General features: G+C 42.5%; 13 protein-coding genes and 1 pseudogene. 5 read left to right on the top strand and 9 right to left on the bottom strand.

The annotated features are described in order from the left end of the window. Positions 1 to 3 precede the first annotated feature (3 nt). Positions 4 to 579 carry a glycerol-3-phosphate acyltransferase gene (locus tag ACTHRG_RS02575; protein WP_440230500.1) on the bottom strand — a complete coding sequence of 192 codons (576 nt, stop codon included), beginning with the start codon at positions 577 to 579 and terminating at the stop codon, positions 4 to 6. A 331-nt stretch (positions 580 to 910) separates the two neighbouring features. On the opposite strand from ACTHRG_RS02575, the gene ACTHRG_RS02570 reads away from it, so the two are divergent. Genes ACTHRG_RS02570 through ACTHRG_RS02555 form a run of 4 tightly spaced genes read left to right on the top strand, consistent with a single transcriptional unit; the run spans position 911 to position 3,876 of the window. Continuing rightward, complete coding sequence (locus ACTHRG_RS02570) at positions 911 to 1,657, top strand: metal ABC transporter ATP-binding protein (protein ID WP_076257941.1); 747 nt, start codon at positions 911 to 913, stop codon at positions 1,655 to 1,657. Beyond that, on the top strand, positions 1,657 to 2,514 hold the full coding sequence (locus ACTHRG_RS02565; protein ID WP_076257942.1) for a metal ABC transporter permease: 858 nt from the start codon (positions 1,657 to 1,659) through the stop codon (positions 2,512 to 2,514). The genes ACTHRG_RS02570 and ACTHRG_RS02565 overlap by 1 nt, the downstream gene beginning before the upstream one ends. 26 nt (positions 2,515 to 2,540) lie before the next feature. Then, positions 2,541 to 3,479, top strand: coding sequence for a metal ABC transporter substrate-binding protein (locus tag ACTHRG_RS02560; protein ID WP_440230499.1), 939 nt, complete (start codon positions 2,541 to 2,543; stop codon positions 3,477 to 3,479). Between the two features lie 22 nt (positions 3,480 to 3,501). Next, entirely contained in the window at positions 3,502 to 3,876 is a 375-nt protein-coding gene (locus ACTHRG_RS02555) for a metal-dependent transcriptional regulator (protein WP_440230498.1), read from the top strand. A 65-nt stretch (positions 3,877 to 3,941) separates the two neighbouring features. Here the strand turns inward: ACTHRG_RS02555 and xylE are convergent, their stop codons facing one another. The 4 genes from xylE to xylA all read right to left on the bottom strand — a co-directional run bounded on the left by xylE (position 3,942) and on the right by xylA (position 9,418). Next, a complete protein-coding gene (xylE, locus tag ACTHRG_RS02550; RefSeq protein WP_440230497.1) occupies positions 3,942 to 5,342 on the bottom strand; it encodes a D-xylose transporter XylE in 1,401 nt (466 codons plus the stop codon). An 87-nt stretch (positions 5,343 to 5,429) separates the two neighbouring features. Next, entirely contained in the window at positions 5,430 to 6,464 is a 1,035-nt protein-coding gene (locus ACTHRG_RS02545; RefSeq protein WP_440230496.1) for an aldose epimerase family protein, read from the bottom strand. Positions 6,465 to 6,485: 21 nt separating this feature from the next. Then, positions 6,486 to 7,988, bottom strand: coding sequence for a xylulokinase (gene xylB, locus ACTHRG_RS02540; protein WP_076257947.1), 1,503 nt, complete (start codon positions 7,986 to 7,988; stop codon positions 6,486 to 6,488). A gap of 98 nt (positions 7,989 to 8,086) precedes the next feature. After that, positions 8,087 to 9,418, bottom strand: coding sequence for a xylose isomerase (gene xylA / locus ACTHRG_RS02535; RefSeq protein ID WP_440230495.1), 1,332 nt, complete (start codon positions 9,416 to 9,418; stop codon positions 8,087 to 8,089). Positions 9,419 to 9,597: 179 nt separating this feature from the next. Between xylA and ACTHRG_RS02530 the strand changes: the two genes are divergently transcribed. Then, a complete protein-coding gene (locus tag ACTHRG_RS02530; RefSeq protein WP_440230494.1) occupies positions 9,598 to 10,773 on the top strand; it encodes an ROK family transcriptional regulator in 1,176 nt (391 codons plus the stop codon). A gap of 69 nt (positions 10,774 to 10,842) precedes the next feature. Here the strand turns inward: ACTHRG_RS02530 and ACTHRG_RS02525 are convergent, their stop codons facing one another. From ACTHRG_RS02525 to ACTHRG_RS02510, 4 genes and pseudogenes are all read right to left on the bottom strand, one after another. After that, positions 10,843 to 11,244: a hypothetical protein gene (locus tag ACTHRG_RS02525; RefSeq protein ID WP_076257950.1), complete on the bottom strand. Its 402-nt coding sequence runs from the start codon at positions 11,242 to 11,244 to the stop codon at positions 10,843 to 10,845. A 101-nt stretch (positions 11,245 to 11,345) separates the two neighbouring features. Then, positions 11,346 to 13,586, bottom strand: a complete 2,241-nt coding sequence (locus tag ACTHRG_RS02520; protein ID WP_076257951.1) for an ATP-binding cassette domain-containing protein — start codon at positions 13,584 to 13,586, stop codon at positions 11,346 to 11,348. A 144-nt stretch (positions 13,587 to 13,730) separates the two neighbouring features. Continuing rightward, a pseudogene (locus ACTHRG_RS02515) lies at positions 13,731 to 13,994 on the bottom strand (GNAT family N-acetyltransferase); the annotation flags it as partial. 78 nt (positions 13,995 to 14,072) lie between these two features. Then, the gene (locus ACTHRG_RS02510) at positions 14,073 to 14,723 is read right to left on the bottom strand and encodes a Clp protease N-terminal domain-containing protein (protein ID WP_175609085.1); all 651 of its coding nucleotides are present in this window, start codon (positions 14,721 to 14,723) and stop codon (positions 14,073 to 14,075) included. Positions 14,724 to 14,922: the final 199 nt, after the last annotated feature.

Raw genomic sequence — 14,922 nt, 5'->3', positions numbered from 1 at the left:
ATTTTACCTCCTATGCTTAGGCATGATGAAATTTGTATGGGAAATTACGACAATGATAAGCATCAGCAGCAGTCCTGCCGCAATAATGAATGAATCACCAATCACCCAGGCTGTTATGGGAATAGAAGCCATCGAGATAAAACCCGATAATGTATACTTCCGAAGAGCTGCGAACATGATTCCCATTGTGATGGCCATGAATGCGATCGTTAGAGGCTCCAGATACAAGGCAGAAGCCAGATACACAACCACTCCTTTTCCGCCATGTAACCCCAGCTGAATTGGGAAAAGATGGCCCAACAGCACGCAAACAGCGCTCAGAATGAGTACACCTTCCCCCTCAAACAGGAGTCCAGCTGCATATAAAGCTCCCCATGTCTTTCCCGCATCAACGGCTATAGTCAGCAAAAACCCGGTTTTCCCGTATGCTCTTCCTGCATTGGTAGCTCCTGCATTCCCGCTCCCTATATACCTTATATCCTCTTTTGCTAAATATTTAACCACATAATAAGCCCCTGTTATGCACCCCAATGCGTAAGAAAAGATCATAACAATCAGAGCAGACCATCCATCGATCATAAACACCTATCCCGCCTTCTACTAATTAAACGATCAAAAAGGGTAAAAAGTTTCATATAATCACAAATTTACTATCTATTATTGATATACTCACCTAATTTTACCATTAAACAAGCTGAATGCCAGAGCCTTAAATCATAATTCACCGATTTTAATGCAATCAAATAACTTTCAGTAAATTTTGTGTTGACATTGTTAGTCATTCGCATATAATTTGCATTAAGGCAAAACTTTTATATAAATCCATAAATCTTGTCCAAATGAAGTTAAATTGAACAAAAACAATTAATTTGAGTCCATTTAAATTTGAATAATAAAGGAGGACAAAATAATGAAGGATCCAGCTATATCCATACAAGATTTGCATGTCTCTTATTTTGGAAATGAAGCGGTAACAGGGGTCAGCTTATCGGTGAATACCGGCAATCTGGTGGGCATTATCGGACCGAATGGTGCAGGCAAATCAACCTTTCTAAAAGCCATGCTGAATCTCATACCAAAGGATAAAGGCGCAGTTCAAGTACTGGGAAAACCCATCAATGAAGTGCGCAAAAGCATCGCCTATGTCCCCCAGCGGAATGACATAGACTGGGACTTCCCCATCACGGTGCTTGATGCCGTCCTGATTGGGACCTACCCCCATTTAAAATTGTTCCGCCGTCCAAAAAAGAAGGATAAAGAATGGGCCATGGAATGCCTTCAGCGAGTCGGCATGCAGGAATTCAGCAAAAGACAGATTGGTGAATTGTCAGGCGGACAGCAGCAGAGAGTCTTTCTGGCGAGAGCCCTTGCCCAGAAAGCGGATCTGTTTTTCCTGGATGAGCCGTTTGTCGGTGTTGATGTATCGAGCGAGGAAACGATTGTGAACATTTTGAAGGAGCTGTGCAGGCAGGGAAAAACAGTGATTGTCGTACACCACGACTTAAGTAAGGCGAACGATTATTTCAATCAGTTAATTCTGCTGAATAAGGAATTAATCAGCTTCGGGACTGTTGAAGAAGTGTTTAAACCGGAAGTAATTGCAAAAGCCTATCAGGGGCAATTTGCTTTTATGAATGAGATTGGGGTGTCATTATAATGGCTTTTATCGAAGCGGTTATGCAATATGGTTTTCTGCAAAAAGCGCTATTAACCTCGGTGATGGTAGGAATTATCTGCGGAGTCATCGGCTGTTTTATCATTCTGAGAGGAATGGCTCTCATGGGAGACGCCATTTCACATGCCGTACTTCCCGGTGTCGCTATTTCGTATATGCTGGGTGTTAACTTCTTCTTCGGGGCCGTAATCAGCGGTGTGATCACAGCCATCGCTATCGGTTTCGTCTCCCAAAACAGCCGGATTAAGCATGATACCTCAATTGGCATTATGTTTACAGCCGCATTTGCTTCAGGAATCATTATTATTACGATGCTAAAAAGCAGTACAGATCTGTATCATATTTTATTCGGAAATGTTCTGGCAGTAAGATCATCCGATATGTGGATCACATTGGGCATCAGCCTGATTGTATTGGGGGCTGTTTACCTGTTTTACAAAGAGCTATTGGTGACATCATTTGATCCGACAATGGGCGCAGCTTACGGACTGCCCGTGCGTTTCATTCATTATTTCCTGATGACACTATTGACAATGGTCACTGTTGCATCCCTTCAGACAGTTGGTATCGTCCTGGTTGTTGCCATGCTGATCACTCCTGCGGCTGCCGCTTATCTGTTAACTGAACGGCTATGGATGATGATCTTCCTTGCGTCCGGCATAGGGGTGATTTCATCCATCACAGGGCTTTACTTCAGCTTCACCTACAATTTAGCTTCAGGAGCGACGATTGTCATATCATCTACTGCTATCTTCATTCTCGTTTTCTTATTCTCCCCTAAGCATGGGCTGATATGGAAAACACTGAAAGTAAAGAAAAAGAGAGCTTCATTAGTGTAATTAAAAAAATGTCAGGAGGTTTTCAAATGTTTAAAAAAGGCTTTCTTTTACTGGCTTCATCCCTTCTTTCCCTGTTATTTTTGTCGGCCTGCAGCAGCGGTAAGAGTACATCTGCCGAAAATGATGGCAAAATCCAGGTTGTCACTACCTATTCGATTGTGTATGACATTGTGAAAAATGTAGGCGGGGATTTGGTTGAGATTCATAGCCTGGCACCAATCGGCTCTAACCCCCACGAATATGACCCGCTTCCTGAGGATGTGCAAAAAACAACCGATGCAGATGCTGTATTTTACAACGGCCTAAATCTCGAAGCCGGCAATTCATGGTTCAGCAAGCTGATGGAAACGGCCGGAAAAGACGGTGAAGATGCACCTGTCTTCCTGATGAGCAAAGGCGTTGAGGCTATGCACTTAACCACGAAAGGCAAAGAAAGCGAAGAAGATCCCCATGCATGGATGGACATCCGAAATGGGATCAAATACGCGGAAAATGCCAGAGATGGGCTGATTAAGGCAGATCCAGACCATAAAGAGGTTTACGAAAAAAACGCGCAAGAATATATTGCAAAGCTTCAAAAGCTGCATGATGAAGCTGTAACACAATTTAACGAAATCCCGGAATCTGAACGGGTTCTCGTAACGAGTGAAGGTGCTTTTAAATATTTCAGCGAAGCCTACGGATTCCAGGGTGAATACATTTGGGAAATCAATCAGGAAAACCAGGGAACACCAGAACAAATTACAAGAATTGTAGATATTATCAATGAAAAAGGCATCACAGGACTATTCCTCGAAACAAGCATTGACGCCCGAAGCATGGAAGCCGTATCCGATGAAACCAATGTTCCAATCATGGGTAAAGTGTTTACAGACTCTCTGGCAAAGCCTGGTGAAGAAGGCGATACGTATATCTCGATGATGGAATGGAATATAAAAACCATTAAAGAAGGCTTGACGAAGTAATTCCAGCAAGCAGGTGAAACATGTGATTCCCATTCGTACAAAGAGATATATTCTGAAAATTTATATCTTACAGGAAGCACATGGCCATGCAACCATTTCCGGTATCGCCAAGAGTTTGAAGGTCACCGCCTCGGCAGCGTCTAAAATGGCCGGAAAGCTTAAAGAAGATGGTTACATTTACTTTCAGCCCTACGGAACCATTACTCTGACAAAACAGGGATCAGAAATGGGCAAAAAGCTATTCCAGGATCATCAGGTCTTAATGGAGTTCTATCAAATAATTGGGGTTGAAGACAAACTGATCCGGCAGAAAGTCAGAGAAGTGGAAATGCATCTGGGATCGGAACTTATTTTTAAAATTAAGGGTTTTTTAGAAGAACATAAGAAAAACGCTTGAGATGTTCAAGAACATTCAAGCGTTTTTTTCTGATTTAATCCGGTTTGTCATGACCATTCAAAAAATCATGCAGTTTTTTTCCAAATACACTCCATGTTCTCAAGGGTCTTCCCTTTCGTTTCAGGTACGAACTTCCATACAAAAACGGCTGAAAGAACACTCATCACTCCATAGAAACCGTATGTTATGCCGCCGCTGAATTCCATCATCATCGGATAAGTCGATGAAATGAAATAGTTTGCGGCCCATTGTGCAGCCACAGCTACCGCCACGGCCTGTCCGCGGATTTTGTTCGGAAAAATTTCCGAGATCAATACCCAGCAGATCGGCCCCCACGACATCATGAAAGAAGCTGTGTAAACGATAATAAAAATTAACGTTCCCATGCCGATTATATTGGAAAAGGCCATTCCGGCGACACCAAACATCCCGATTGCCATGCCAATGGAACCTGTGATTAATAATGGCTTGCGCCCCCATTTATCTACAGTTAAAATGGCCACCACTGTAAAGATGACATTTATGACTCCCATCACAATCGTCTGCAGCATCGAGGCATCCTTAGCTGCTCCCATGCTTTCAAAGATACGCGGTGCATAGTAGAGCGCCACATTAATTCCGACAAACTGCTGGAATACAGACAGCAGGATTCCTATAACAATCACTAATTTTCCATATGCAAACAGCTTTTCTGCCGGAACATTTGCTGAGGCGGTTACCGATTTTTTAATTTCACCCAGGATCGTTTTTGCCTCGCTTGCACCATTAATTTTTGTAAGGACTGCTAGAGCCTTATCATCATGATTTTTAATGGCCAGGTAACGGGGTGTCTCCGGAACCAGGAGCAGCAGCAGACCAAAAGCAAGTGCCGGAATAGCTTCTGATGCAAACATGTACCTCCAGCCAACATCATTGATCCATTCCAATGGACGGCCGCTGGCAATGCCCCAGTTGACAAAGTACACGACAAGCATCCCGAAAATGATCATAAATTGATTGAATGAAACCAGGCGTCCGCGGATATCGGCAGGTGCAATTTCACCGATATACATCGGAACAATGGCTGACGCCAAGCCTACCCCAATACCGCCAATAATGCGATAAAGATTAAAAGTCAGCAATAACGAGATGGTCGGTTCCCCTTTAGTGAAAAATAAAAATTCAGGAAAAGCCGAGCCTAAAGCAGATAAGAAGAAAAGAACAGCTGCAGCAATAAGCGAGTTTTTGCGCCCAAACTTCGACGCAAAATAACCGGATATTAAACCGCCAAATATACAGCCAATTAAGGCACTGGAGGTTGTCGCCCCATGAGCCAGCGACCCTAATCCCAAACTCTCGATCAAATAAATTTCCAGTGACTTTTCAGCTCCTGAAATAACTGCTGTATCATATCCGAAAAGCAAACCGCCAATCGCAGCAACCAATGTAAGTGAACCAATATAAAGAGAGTTCCGATTCTGTTTCATAGTTTTTAAAGACAGATTTGAACCAGGATAGAGCGCTTACAATTCCCTATATTCAAATCTATCTTTACTCCTTTCTATTCGAAATGATTAAACAACGAGAAACTTGAAACTTGTTTTTGTTTTATAGACTTCATTTTTCTCCATGACAATAGAAGGAAAATGTTCATGGTGAACAGCATCAGGCGGACATTGAGTTTCGAGACAAAGCCCCAAATGCCTTTTTGAATGAACACCCCTGATTTGAAAATCATTTCCAAGCATATTCGCAGTATATAAAACAACACTCGGCCTGTCCGTTTCCACTGCCAGTTTTCGTCCGCTTGCAGAATCCACTACAGTCATTTCACCTGAATTCAATAGAAATGGATGATCATAGCCTCCGCCCGCAAGCATGTTCTGCGGATGTCCGGATTTTACGCCTTCTTTGATTTTCTTACCAGCCCTGAAATCAAACGGGGTATTTTCAACATGTATGAATTCCCCGGTAGGAATCAATGTTTCATCAAGCTTCAGAAAGTGATCACTTTTTATTGTCACCTCGTGCTCAAGAATGTCCCGCTTTAAATCCCCGCTCAGGTTAAAATAAGTATGGTTTGTCAGATTGATGATCGTTTTTTTATCAGATATCGCTTCATAACTTATGGCCAGTTCATTATCATTATTCAGTGTATAGTTTACCGTTACCTCAAGTGTCCCGGGATACCCTTCTTCTCCATCCGGACTTATATAGGAGAACCTGATATTTGCCTCATTCAAGCCCTTTTCGGCGGACGAGTCCCAAAGCACCTGGTGAAAACCTGCTCCTCCATGAAGATGGTGTTCCCCATCATTTTTAGGCAGACTGTACACAGATCCATCAAGAGTGAAGCTTGAGCCTGCTATCCTTCCGGCCACCCTTCCGATTATTGCGCCGAAGAATGGTGAATGATTTACATACTCTTCAAGAGTGTCAAAACCCAGGACCACATTCTCTATATTCCCTTCACGATCAGGGACAGATATCCCGGTAATGATTCCCCCGTAGTCGATACACGATACGCTCATTCCATGATCATTGCTGATTGTATAAGATTTAACACTGTGTCCATTCAACTCGCCATAGATACTTTCTGTTATGTTCATGACCTTCTCCCCCAAGGCAGCTTACTTTTTCCTGAAACCGGCCAATCCCTCATTCAGTTTCCTGGTTTGTACATAAACCTCTTTATATAATTGGAAAAGCTCCTGATATTTCTTAACGTTTTCAGATATCGGGACATACGTTTTTTCGTATGTTATGAAATCATCCGCACAGGCTTCCAGAGATTCATACCATTGGCATCCGTATGCCGCGAGCATTGCCGCACCAACAGCAGGGCCTTGCTCACTTGAAAGCTTTACAATGGTGCTGTTGAAGATATCTGCCTGTATTTGCAGCCAGGCATCACTTTTGGCTCCTCCGCCGATTGAAATGATGGTATCGATCAGCTTGCCGCTTTCCCGGAATATTTCAATCGATTCATGTAATGAAAAGGTAATTCCTTCAATGACCGATCGGACAAAGTCGTTCCGGTTATGTGAAGAGTCCATGCCGATAAAGCTTCCCCTAATTTGTGAATCTGCATATGGCGTTCGCTCGCCGGCTAGATATGGGGTAAACAAAAGACCATTCGATCCAATCGGAACCTCGCTTATTTCAGCCAGCAGGGAGTCAAATGATTCCATTTCAGCAAACGTATTTTTAAACCAGCTCAAACTATGTCCCGCTGCCAGGGTTACTCCCATTGTGTAGTAGGCATTTTCTTCACCATGATTAAAATAATGCACCTTTCCCTGAAAATCCTTGTCATTTTGTTCTTCATAGGATAAAACGACCCCTGATGTGCCAATGCTGCATAATGTTTTGCCTTCTGACAGAATTCCTGAACCGATCGCACCGCAGGCATTGTCAGCACCTCCGGCAAATACCTTCGTGAAAGGAGATAATCCCGTCTCGTCCGCAATCTCAGGTATTAACGTCCCTACGCATTCATGGGATTCAACTAAAGGCGGGCACATATTCACATCAATCCCGGTTAGCTTGCACATCTCTTCACTCCACATTTTCCGGCCAACATCCAGGAGCAATGTGCCCGCAGCATCACTGTATTCACTATGAATCTTTCCAGTCAGTTTAAAGCGCAGATAATCTTTAGGGAGCATAAATACAGCCGCTTTTTCAAATACATCCGGCTCATGCTGCTTTACCCAAAGCAATTTAGGCAGTGTGAAACCTTCCAGGGCCGGATTCTTGGTGATTTCCAGCAAACGCTTCTCACCAGCCAAGTCATAGATCTGCTTACATTGTTCTGTCGTGCGGGTATCATTCCATAGGATCGCATTGCGCAGAACCTTATTCTCTTCATCCAGAAGGACCAGGCCGTGCATTTGTCCTGAAAAACTGATTCCCTGTATGTCTTCCGCATGTCCTTCGAACTGTTCTGTAAGTTCTTTAAGAGCATCGACTGTTTTATCAATCCATTCAGCCGGGTCCTGTTCACTATAACCCGACTTTTCATGAATGAGCGGATAAGACCTGGAAACTTCGCTGCACACTTCTCCCTTTTGATTCATTAGTAACACTTTTACCGAGCTCGTGCCAAGGTCAATCCCGATTACATATTTCATGATTGATCATCCTTTAGAAAATGAAATGTATGCTGCTTTTTAAAAATGTACTGGGACACTTTCGTATTCCCAGTACATTTAGTCTTTCTATTAATCTTTTAAGCTTTTACACTCGCATAAGCTTCAAGAATGTATTTATTTAAGATCGCTTTTAGCTGTTCCTGTCTTCCGGATTTGTTTTCAATTCTATCAAGCTGAAGGGCATGCTTCTCAAGCTTATGGAAGTCTGTCTTTCCTTCAACGATTTCAAGGCCGATGCCTTCTGTATAGCTGCTGTATCTGTCAGCAATGAAGTTGTCTAATACTTTATCTTCGATTAAACGCTGTGCAACTTTTGCTCCCACCGCAAATGTGTCCATTCCTGCAATATGAGCATAGAACAGATCTTCAGGATCGAATGAACCTCTTCGCACCTTCGCATCAAAGTTTAAGCCGCCTGTTCCAAGATCGCCATTTTTAATAATTTCAACCATGGCGAGTGATGTGGAATAGATGTCTGTCGGGAATTCGTCCGTATCCCATCCGAGCAGGGTATCTCCCTGATTAGCATCCACTGAACCAAGCATGCCATTTATGCGGGCTGTGTGCAGTTCATGCTCAAATGTATGGCCGGCAAGGGTCGCGTGGTTTGCTTCAATATTGAATTTGAAGTAATCTTTTAAGCCGTAAGATTGCAGGAATGATAAACTGGTTGCCACATCAAAATCATATTGATGTTTGGTTGGCTCCTTCGGCTTTGGTTCGATTAGAAATTGGGCGTCAAAACCGATTTCCTTTGCATAATCGATTGCCATATGGAAGAAGCGCGCAAGATTGTCCTGTTCAAGCTTCATGTTCGTATTCAGCAGTGTTTCGTACCCTTCACGGCCGCCCCAGAAAACATAGTTCTCAGCACCAAGCTCCTTTCCGATTTCAAGTCCTTTTTTTACCTTTGCAGCAGCATAAGCGAATACATCTGCATTAGGCGCAGTCGCCGCACCGTGCAGCCAGCGCGGATGTGAAAACATATTAGCGGTATTCCATAATAGCTTTGTTTTGCTGGATTTCATGTATTCCTTAATCATGCTCGTAATCTCATCTAAGTTCTTAAACGTTTCTCTTAATGAATCTCCTTCAGGTGCAATATCCGCATCATGGAAACAGAAGAATGGAACATTCAGTTTTTCATAGAATTCAAAGGATGCTTCTACACGTGCCTTGGCCAAATCCATTCCGGAAAATCTGTCATATGAGCGAATCATCGTGCCCTTTCCGAAAGGATCTGTGCCTTCCGCAGTAAACGTATGCCAGTAAGACACTGCAAAACGGAGAAAATCCTCCATTTTTTTGCCGTTAATCATTTCTTCAGGATTATAATATTTAAACGCCAATGGATTATTTGAATCGGGACCTTCATATTTTACTCCACTTACATTTTTGAAATAGTTCATTTTCATTCCTCCAGTTTTAAGAGATTTTTCTCTGTGTTATCGCTTTCATTTGTTTACAAGTTGATTTTAACACCATAAACTTAGTTTGTCTATTGAATGAACTAAGTTTTATTTTTATTTTTAATTATGGTATAAATGGAATATGATTGTAATAGACAAAGAATTTGAGGAGAAAAATAATGACTTGGAATCAGCAGCTGGTAAAAATGAAAAATAAATCACGTGTTCTGCAGACGATCATCGACCAATCCCCCATCTCGCGGGCTGATATCGCACAGTATTTGGGGCTGACTAAAGGGACAGTTTCCTCCTTGGTCAACGAACTGATAGAAGAAAAAATCTGTTCCGAAACAGGTCCAGGCAAATCGAGCGGCGGACGCCGTCCTGTGATGCTGCTCTTTAATGAAAAAGCAGGATATGCGATTGGAATTGATTTAGGGGTCAACTATATTTTAGGTGTCATGACTGATTTATCCGGTAATATTGTGAGCGAACATTTGAAGCATATGAATAGCATGAGGTACGATGAAACCATTCTTGTTATAAAAGAAATCATCCAATCCCTCTTGGAATCTACCCCTGAAAGCCCCTATGGTGTGATCGGAATCGGTATTGGCGTACCGGGAATCGTTAGTAAAGAAGGAAGCAACATCCTGCTGGCACCTAACCTGGGCTGGTCAGACATCAATTTAAAGGCAGAAATTGAGACAGAGTTTCACCTTCCCGTTATCATCGACAACGAGGCGAACGCAGGAGCATACGGGGAAAAGCGTTTCGGAGCTGGGAAAAACTTTGAAAATCTCATCTATGTAAGCGCTGGAATCGGCATCGGCGTCGGCTTTATTTTACAAAACAGCCTTTACCGGGGAGCTGAAGGATTTTCCGGTGAAATGGGCCATATGGTGATCGATATCGATGGAAAAGAATGCAGGTGCGGCAGCAAAGGCTGCTGGGAATTGTATGCTTCTGAACAGGCATTGCTCAACCAGGCAAAGAATATCCATATAAAACTGGATGAATTGAACCTGGAGTCATTAGTTGAAATGGCGGAAGAAGATGAGGAAGTAAAGGATTTGTTCTGTCAAATCGGCCGGAACCTCGGCATTGGCATAAACAATATCATCAATACATTTAACCCAGAGCAAATCATCATAGGAAATCGCTTAGCCATTGCCAAAGATTTATTACACGAATCGATTATGGAAGTTGTCGAGAAACGTTCCTTAAGATTTAACCAGCAAAACTTAAAGATTACATTTGCAGATTTATCGATCTACTCCACCGCACTTGGGGCATCAGCTTATGCCACTGAAAACTTTCTGAACTCGGATCTGCGGGGGAATTTGAGTAAATAACTGCCTGATTGGCCAATAAGCAGAATGTCCCGGATTTGTTGGGACATTCTTTCTTTGTAAGGCCCTTCCTTATGGCCTGTACCCATAAGCAAACGAAAATAAAAAAAGGAAAAACATAAACAGAAAAGAAGCTGGAATCAAACTAATAAGAATAAGAATTTTAGCCTTTCTGCTATGGATTTTGCTAAACCACTTAAAATAGATGAAAATCAAAATGGCAGCAAAAGGCAAAAACAGGTAATTCGCGATGGTGTCAACCCATCCTGAATTCTGGTCCCAATACGCATCAGGCACTGGGGATATCCCTTCATATTCCTTATCAATCCTGTTTTTTACGGTAATAAAATAATAAGAAACGGCTATATAGTAAGCCACAATGACGCATTTTACCCACCAGACAATATATTTGCTGAAAACGACAATGATAAACATAAGCAGCAATATAATAAAAAAGCCAGTGTATTGTTCCATTTGAAAGCCTCCTAAAAAGGATCTGCATCATCTCAGATACCCGATAAAGAAAATGGCCATTGAAAAAATTCCATGGCCATTTTCTCTATTATGCTTATTCTTTACAGATGCTGTGCCGTAACCGAACGCTCACATTCCAAAATTCCTGCCGGCGGACCTTCATACAGGATTTCACCGCCCCCTGCACCTCCATCCGGACCTAGATCCACGATCCAATCACTTTTCCGGATAACGTCCAGATTATGTTCAATGACGATAACGGTATTGCCCTTTTCCACCAATTTATGAATGATTTCCAGAATATTGGCGACATCGGACATATGCAATCCTGTCGTTGGTTCGTCGAGAATATAAATACTCCCTTTTGTATTCAGTTCCTTTGCAAGCTTTAGCCTTTGGCATTCGCCGCCTGACAGGGTGTTCAGCGGCTGTCCCAGTGACAAGTAGCCAAGACCGACCGTCTCCAGGGCTTTGAGTTTTCTCTGAATGTCTTTTGCCTCAAAGAACTCCACAGCATTTGCTATAGACATCTCCATGATTTCAACAATATTTTTGCCCTTATATAGGTACTGGAGCACATCCTGCCTAAAACGGCTTCCATGACATTCGCTGCATTCGACTTCCATTGCATCCATAAAAGATAAATTGATCTCAACCGTTCCGGTGCCTCCGCATGTTGGACATCCTCCGGTCGAATTGTAGCTGAATAATCCGCTCTCCACACCATTCGCGTCTGAAAAAGACTTTCGGATCGAATTCATTATGCCGGTAAAGGTTGCCGGATTGGACCGTATGTTGGCATGGACCGGGCTTTGGTCAATACGGATAGCGTCCGGGAAATCTTTTGCAAACACCTCATTCACAATAGTGCTTTTCCCTGAACCTGCTACCCCTGTTATAACTGTAAAAACCCCTTTTGGAACGGAGAGACTCACATTCTTTAAATTATGGAGGCTGCTTTTCCTGCTTTCCATAAACTCGGAAACCGGTCGCGGATTTGTGTTGATCTCTGCACTGCGGTTTAAATAATTGGCCGTTAATGTATCAGAAGAAAAGAAGTCCTGATAACTGCCGGTATACATGATTTCTCCTCCGTTTGTTCCCGCATGAGGCCCCACATCAACGATATGATCCGCTATTTTGATTACGTCCGGATCATGCTCGACGACTAAAACGGTATTGCCCCTGTCCCGCAGCCGAATCAGCAATTCATTTAACCGGTAAACATCCCGCGGATGCAGGCCGGTGCTTGGTTCATCAAATATGTACATTAAGCCCGTTAAGTTACTGGATAAATATTTTACCATTTTCACCCTTTGGGATTCACCGCCCGAAAGTGTTGGCGTTTCCCTTGTCAGATCCATATAGCCGAGCCCAATCTCACAAAGGTTTTCCAATCGTTCCATGATTCCGTCAAGAATTGGCTTTGCTTCAGGTGAAGTAATTTGTGGAAGAGTTTTAATCAGCTGATCCAATTGCATGGACGTCAGGTCATAGATGGTATAGCCTTTGATTGTGGAAGAAAGCACCTTTTCGCTGTAGCGTTTTCCACCGCATGAAGGGCAGCCAGTCATGGTGCTGAAGTTTTTCAGGAGCTTCTCTCCCGTCTTTGAAGTTTCCTTGTCCCTCTTCACATGCTGCCGCATAAATTTGACTGCGAGGCCCTCATAAGTTGCATTCATGTCATTATTCATATAACTGACTGTTACTTTTTGCGGCTCTGCATGGACAAGCTTATTAAATTCTTCTTCCGGATAATCCTTAATTTTCTTATCAATATCGAAGAATCCGGATTCCGCATATGCCTTCCATTGCCATGTTCCAGGTCCAAAACCCGGAAGCAGAATAGCACCTTCATTTAAGCTTTTTTCCTTATCAAGAGCAGCATCAAGGTTGAGTGTAATAATTCTCCCAATCCCTTCACACTTCGGGCACATGCCGCTGGGATCATTGAAAGAATAGGCGTTGCTGTACCCTATATGAGGTTCGGCAAACCGGGAGAATAACAGGCGAAGAAGAGGATTAATATCTGTAGCGGTTCCAAGTGTGGATCGGGCATTTCCCCCGAGCCGTTTTTGATCAACAACAACGGCAGTAGAAAGATTGTTGATTTCATCTGCTTCCGGTCGGCTATACCTCGGAAGAAAAAGCCGCTGAAAACTGCTGTACGTCTCATTCAACTGCCGGCCTGCCTCCTGGGCAATCGTATCAAAGACAATGGATGATTTGCCTGAACCGGAGACACCTGTAAAAATTGTAATCTTCCCTTTTGGAATCTGCAGATTAATATTCTTCAGGTTGTTTACTCTGGCATTGAAAATTTCGATGAATTCCTGCTTCACACAATCAGCTCCTTTTGATTTTTTTACGTATGTATGCAATTTGCGCGGAGAATTATCATATCAATAGTTGGAAACAAATTGCAATAATATTCTTTAATTTTTATTAAGTTTTCTTCAAAAACTACTCTTCCGGTGATTGATAGATTATATAGAAGGAATGACAACAGCTCTGCAAGCTTTCTCATAAAACTCAATTGGTCCTGCTCCTCCAATAATGGCATATTCATATCCTATTTCTTTCATATCTCTTAAACAGTGATGAAGCAATGCATTTCCTATACCTTTAACCCTGCTGGCTCTTATTACCCCCATGGGACCGAAATATCCCTTTTTGTTCAGGTAGACATCAAATGCGGCAAAGCCAATAATCCTTCCGCCCTCATCACCTGCGATATAAAGTGAAACTTCAATCAGTGGGGGTTTTCCTTATCCCCCACTGATTGTTAGTTGAACCAATCGGGCCTTTACGGGCAGTTTGACCCCCGCTTATCTTCCTTTGATTCCTCTGAGTCTTGAAGTGGGGGTCTTACTGCCCGTTAGACTGCGATAAATTGACGGCTTTACCTTCTGAAATCCCCACCGAATGGTATGTGCCCATTCCTTAGAAAAATTTTTCTCTGTAAAGTCTGCAAGCTGCTTTTCATCACCATGATGAACTTTCCTGACAAAAGAAGTGTTCATTTGAGGAAAAGTATAGCTGCCAAGGTGAGTGATCATGTCCCTGGCGGACGTTCCGAGCGTCAAAATGGTGTTTTTCATTTCCTCAGATAAAATCCCTGCAATGGTGGCATCATTAAGTAATGCTTTAAGTAAGTGCCCTTCATTAACAAAAACCTGATTATATCTGTTCATATAATGAATCGCTGTATCAAGTATTTCTATAACCCCATCGGTTACTGGGATGCTGAAAATTTCACTTTGCATTATACTTTGCGTATATGGAACTGATCCTCTCAACAAATCTGGGTTTAAATCGCATTTCAGAAATATTTCCCCCAAAGCGCCTGACCTTTCAGCCAGACACCCAATTAGCAGGTGAACAGGATGGATCACTTTACAATCAGATAGCCAGGCTTCCTTTTCGGCACTCTTAATAATTCTTTGCATTCTATCCGTGAATTTTACTGAATGGCTCAAGTTGAACACACCTTCACAATTTATTGTCCCCAAGTACGTTGCATAAAAAAATGAATTCTCTTAAAACGCAAGAATTCCTGCCAAATGTTAACAATCATAGGAATTCCAAAGGAAAATAGTAAACTAAACAGCATTTGTTTTCACATTGCACAACAGGCTTTTTAACATAAAAATAGGGGTCACACTTTAAAAAAATGCG

Origin of the sequence: Cytobacillus sp. SAFR-174 (genome assembly GCF_051964675.1) — a bacterium.
Classification (GTDB): Bacteria; Bacillota; Bacilli; order Bacillales; family Cytobacillaceae; genus Cytobacillus.
Note: the sequence above shows the minus strand (reverse complement) of the source record. Positions and strands in the feature narration are given on the sequence as shown.

Coding starts and splice junctions, on each gene's coding strand:
- ACTHRG_RS02560 (WP_440230499.1), top strand. CDS start 2,541: ATGTTTAAAAAAGGCTTTCTTTTACTGGCTTCATCCCTTCTTTCCCTG.
- ACTHRG_RS02565 (WP_076257942.1), top strand. CDS start 1,657: ATGGCTTTTATCGAAGCGGTTATGCAATATGGTTTTCTGCAAAAAGCG.
- ACTHRG_RS02570 (WP_076257941.1), top strand. CDS start 911: ATGAAGGATCCAGCTATATCCATACAAGATTTGCATGTCTCTTATTTT.
- xylE (WP_440230497.1), bottom strand. CDS start 5,342: ATGAAACAGAATCGGAACTCTCTTTATATTGGTTCACTTACATTGGTT.
- ACTHRG_RS02545 (WP_440230496.1), bottom strand. CDS start 6,464: ATGAACATAACAGAAAGTATCTATGGCGAGTTGAATGGACACAGTGTT.
- ACTHRG_RS02575 (WP_440230500.1), bottom strand. CDS start 579: ATGATCGATGGATGGTCTGCTCTGATTGTTATGATCTTTTCTTACGCA.
- ACTHRG_RS02525 (WP_076257950.1), bottom strand. CDS start 11,244: ATGGAACAATACACTGGCTTTTTTATTATATTGCTGCTTATGTTTATC.
- ACTHRG_RS02530 (WP_440230494.1), top strand. CDS start 9,598: ATGACTTGGAATCAGCAGCTGGTAAAAATGAAAAATAAATCACGTGTT.
- xylA (WP_440230495.1), bottom strand. CDS start 9,418: ATGAACTATTTCAAAAATGTAAGTGGAGTAAAATATGAAGGTCCCGAT.
- xylB (WP_076257947.1), bottom strand. CDS start 7,988: ATGAAATATGTAATCGGGATTGACCTTGGCACGAGCTCGGTAAAAGTG.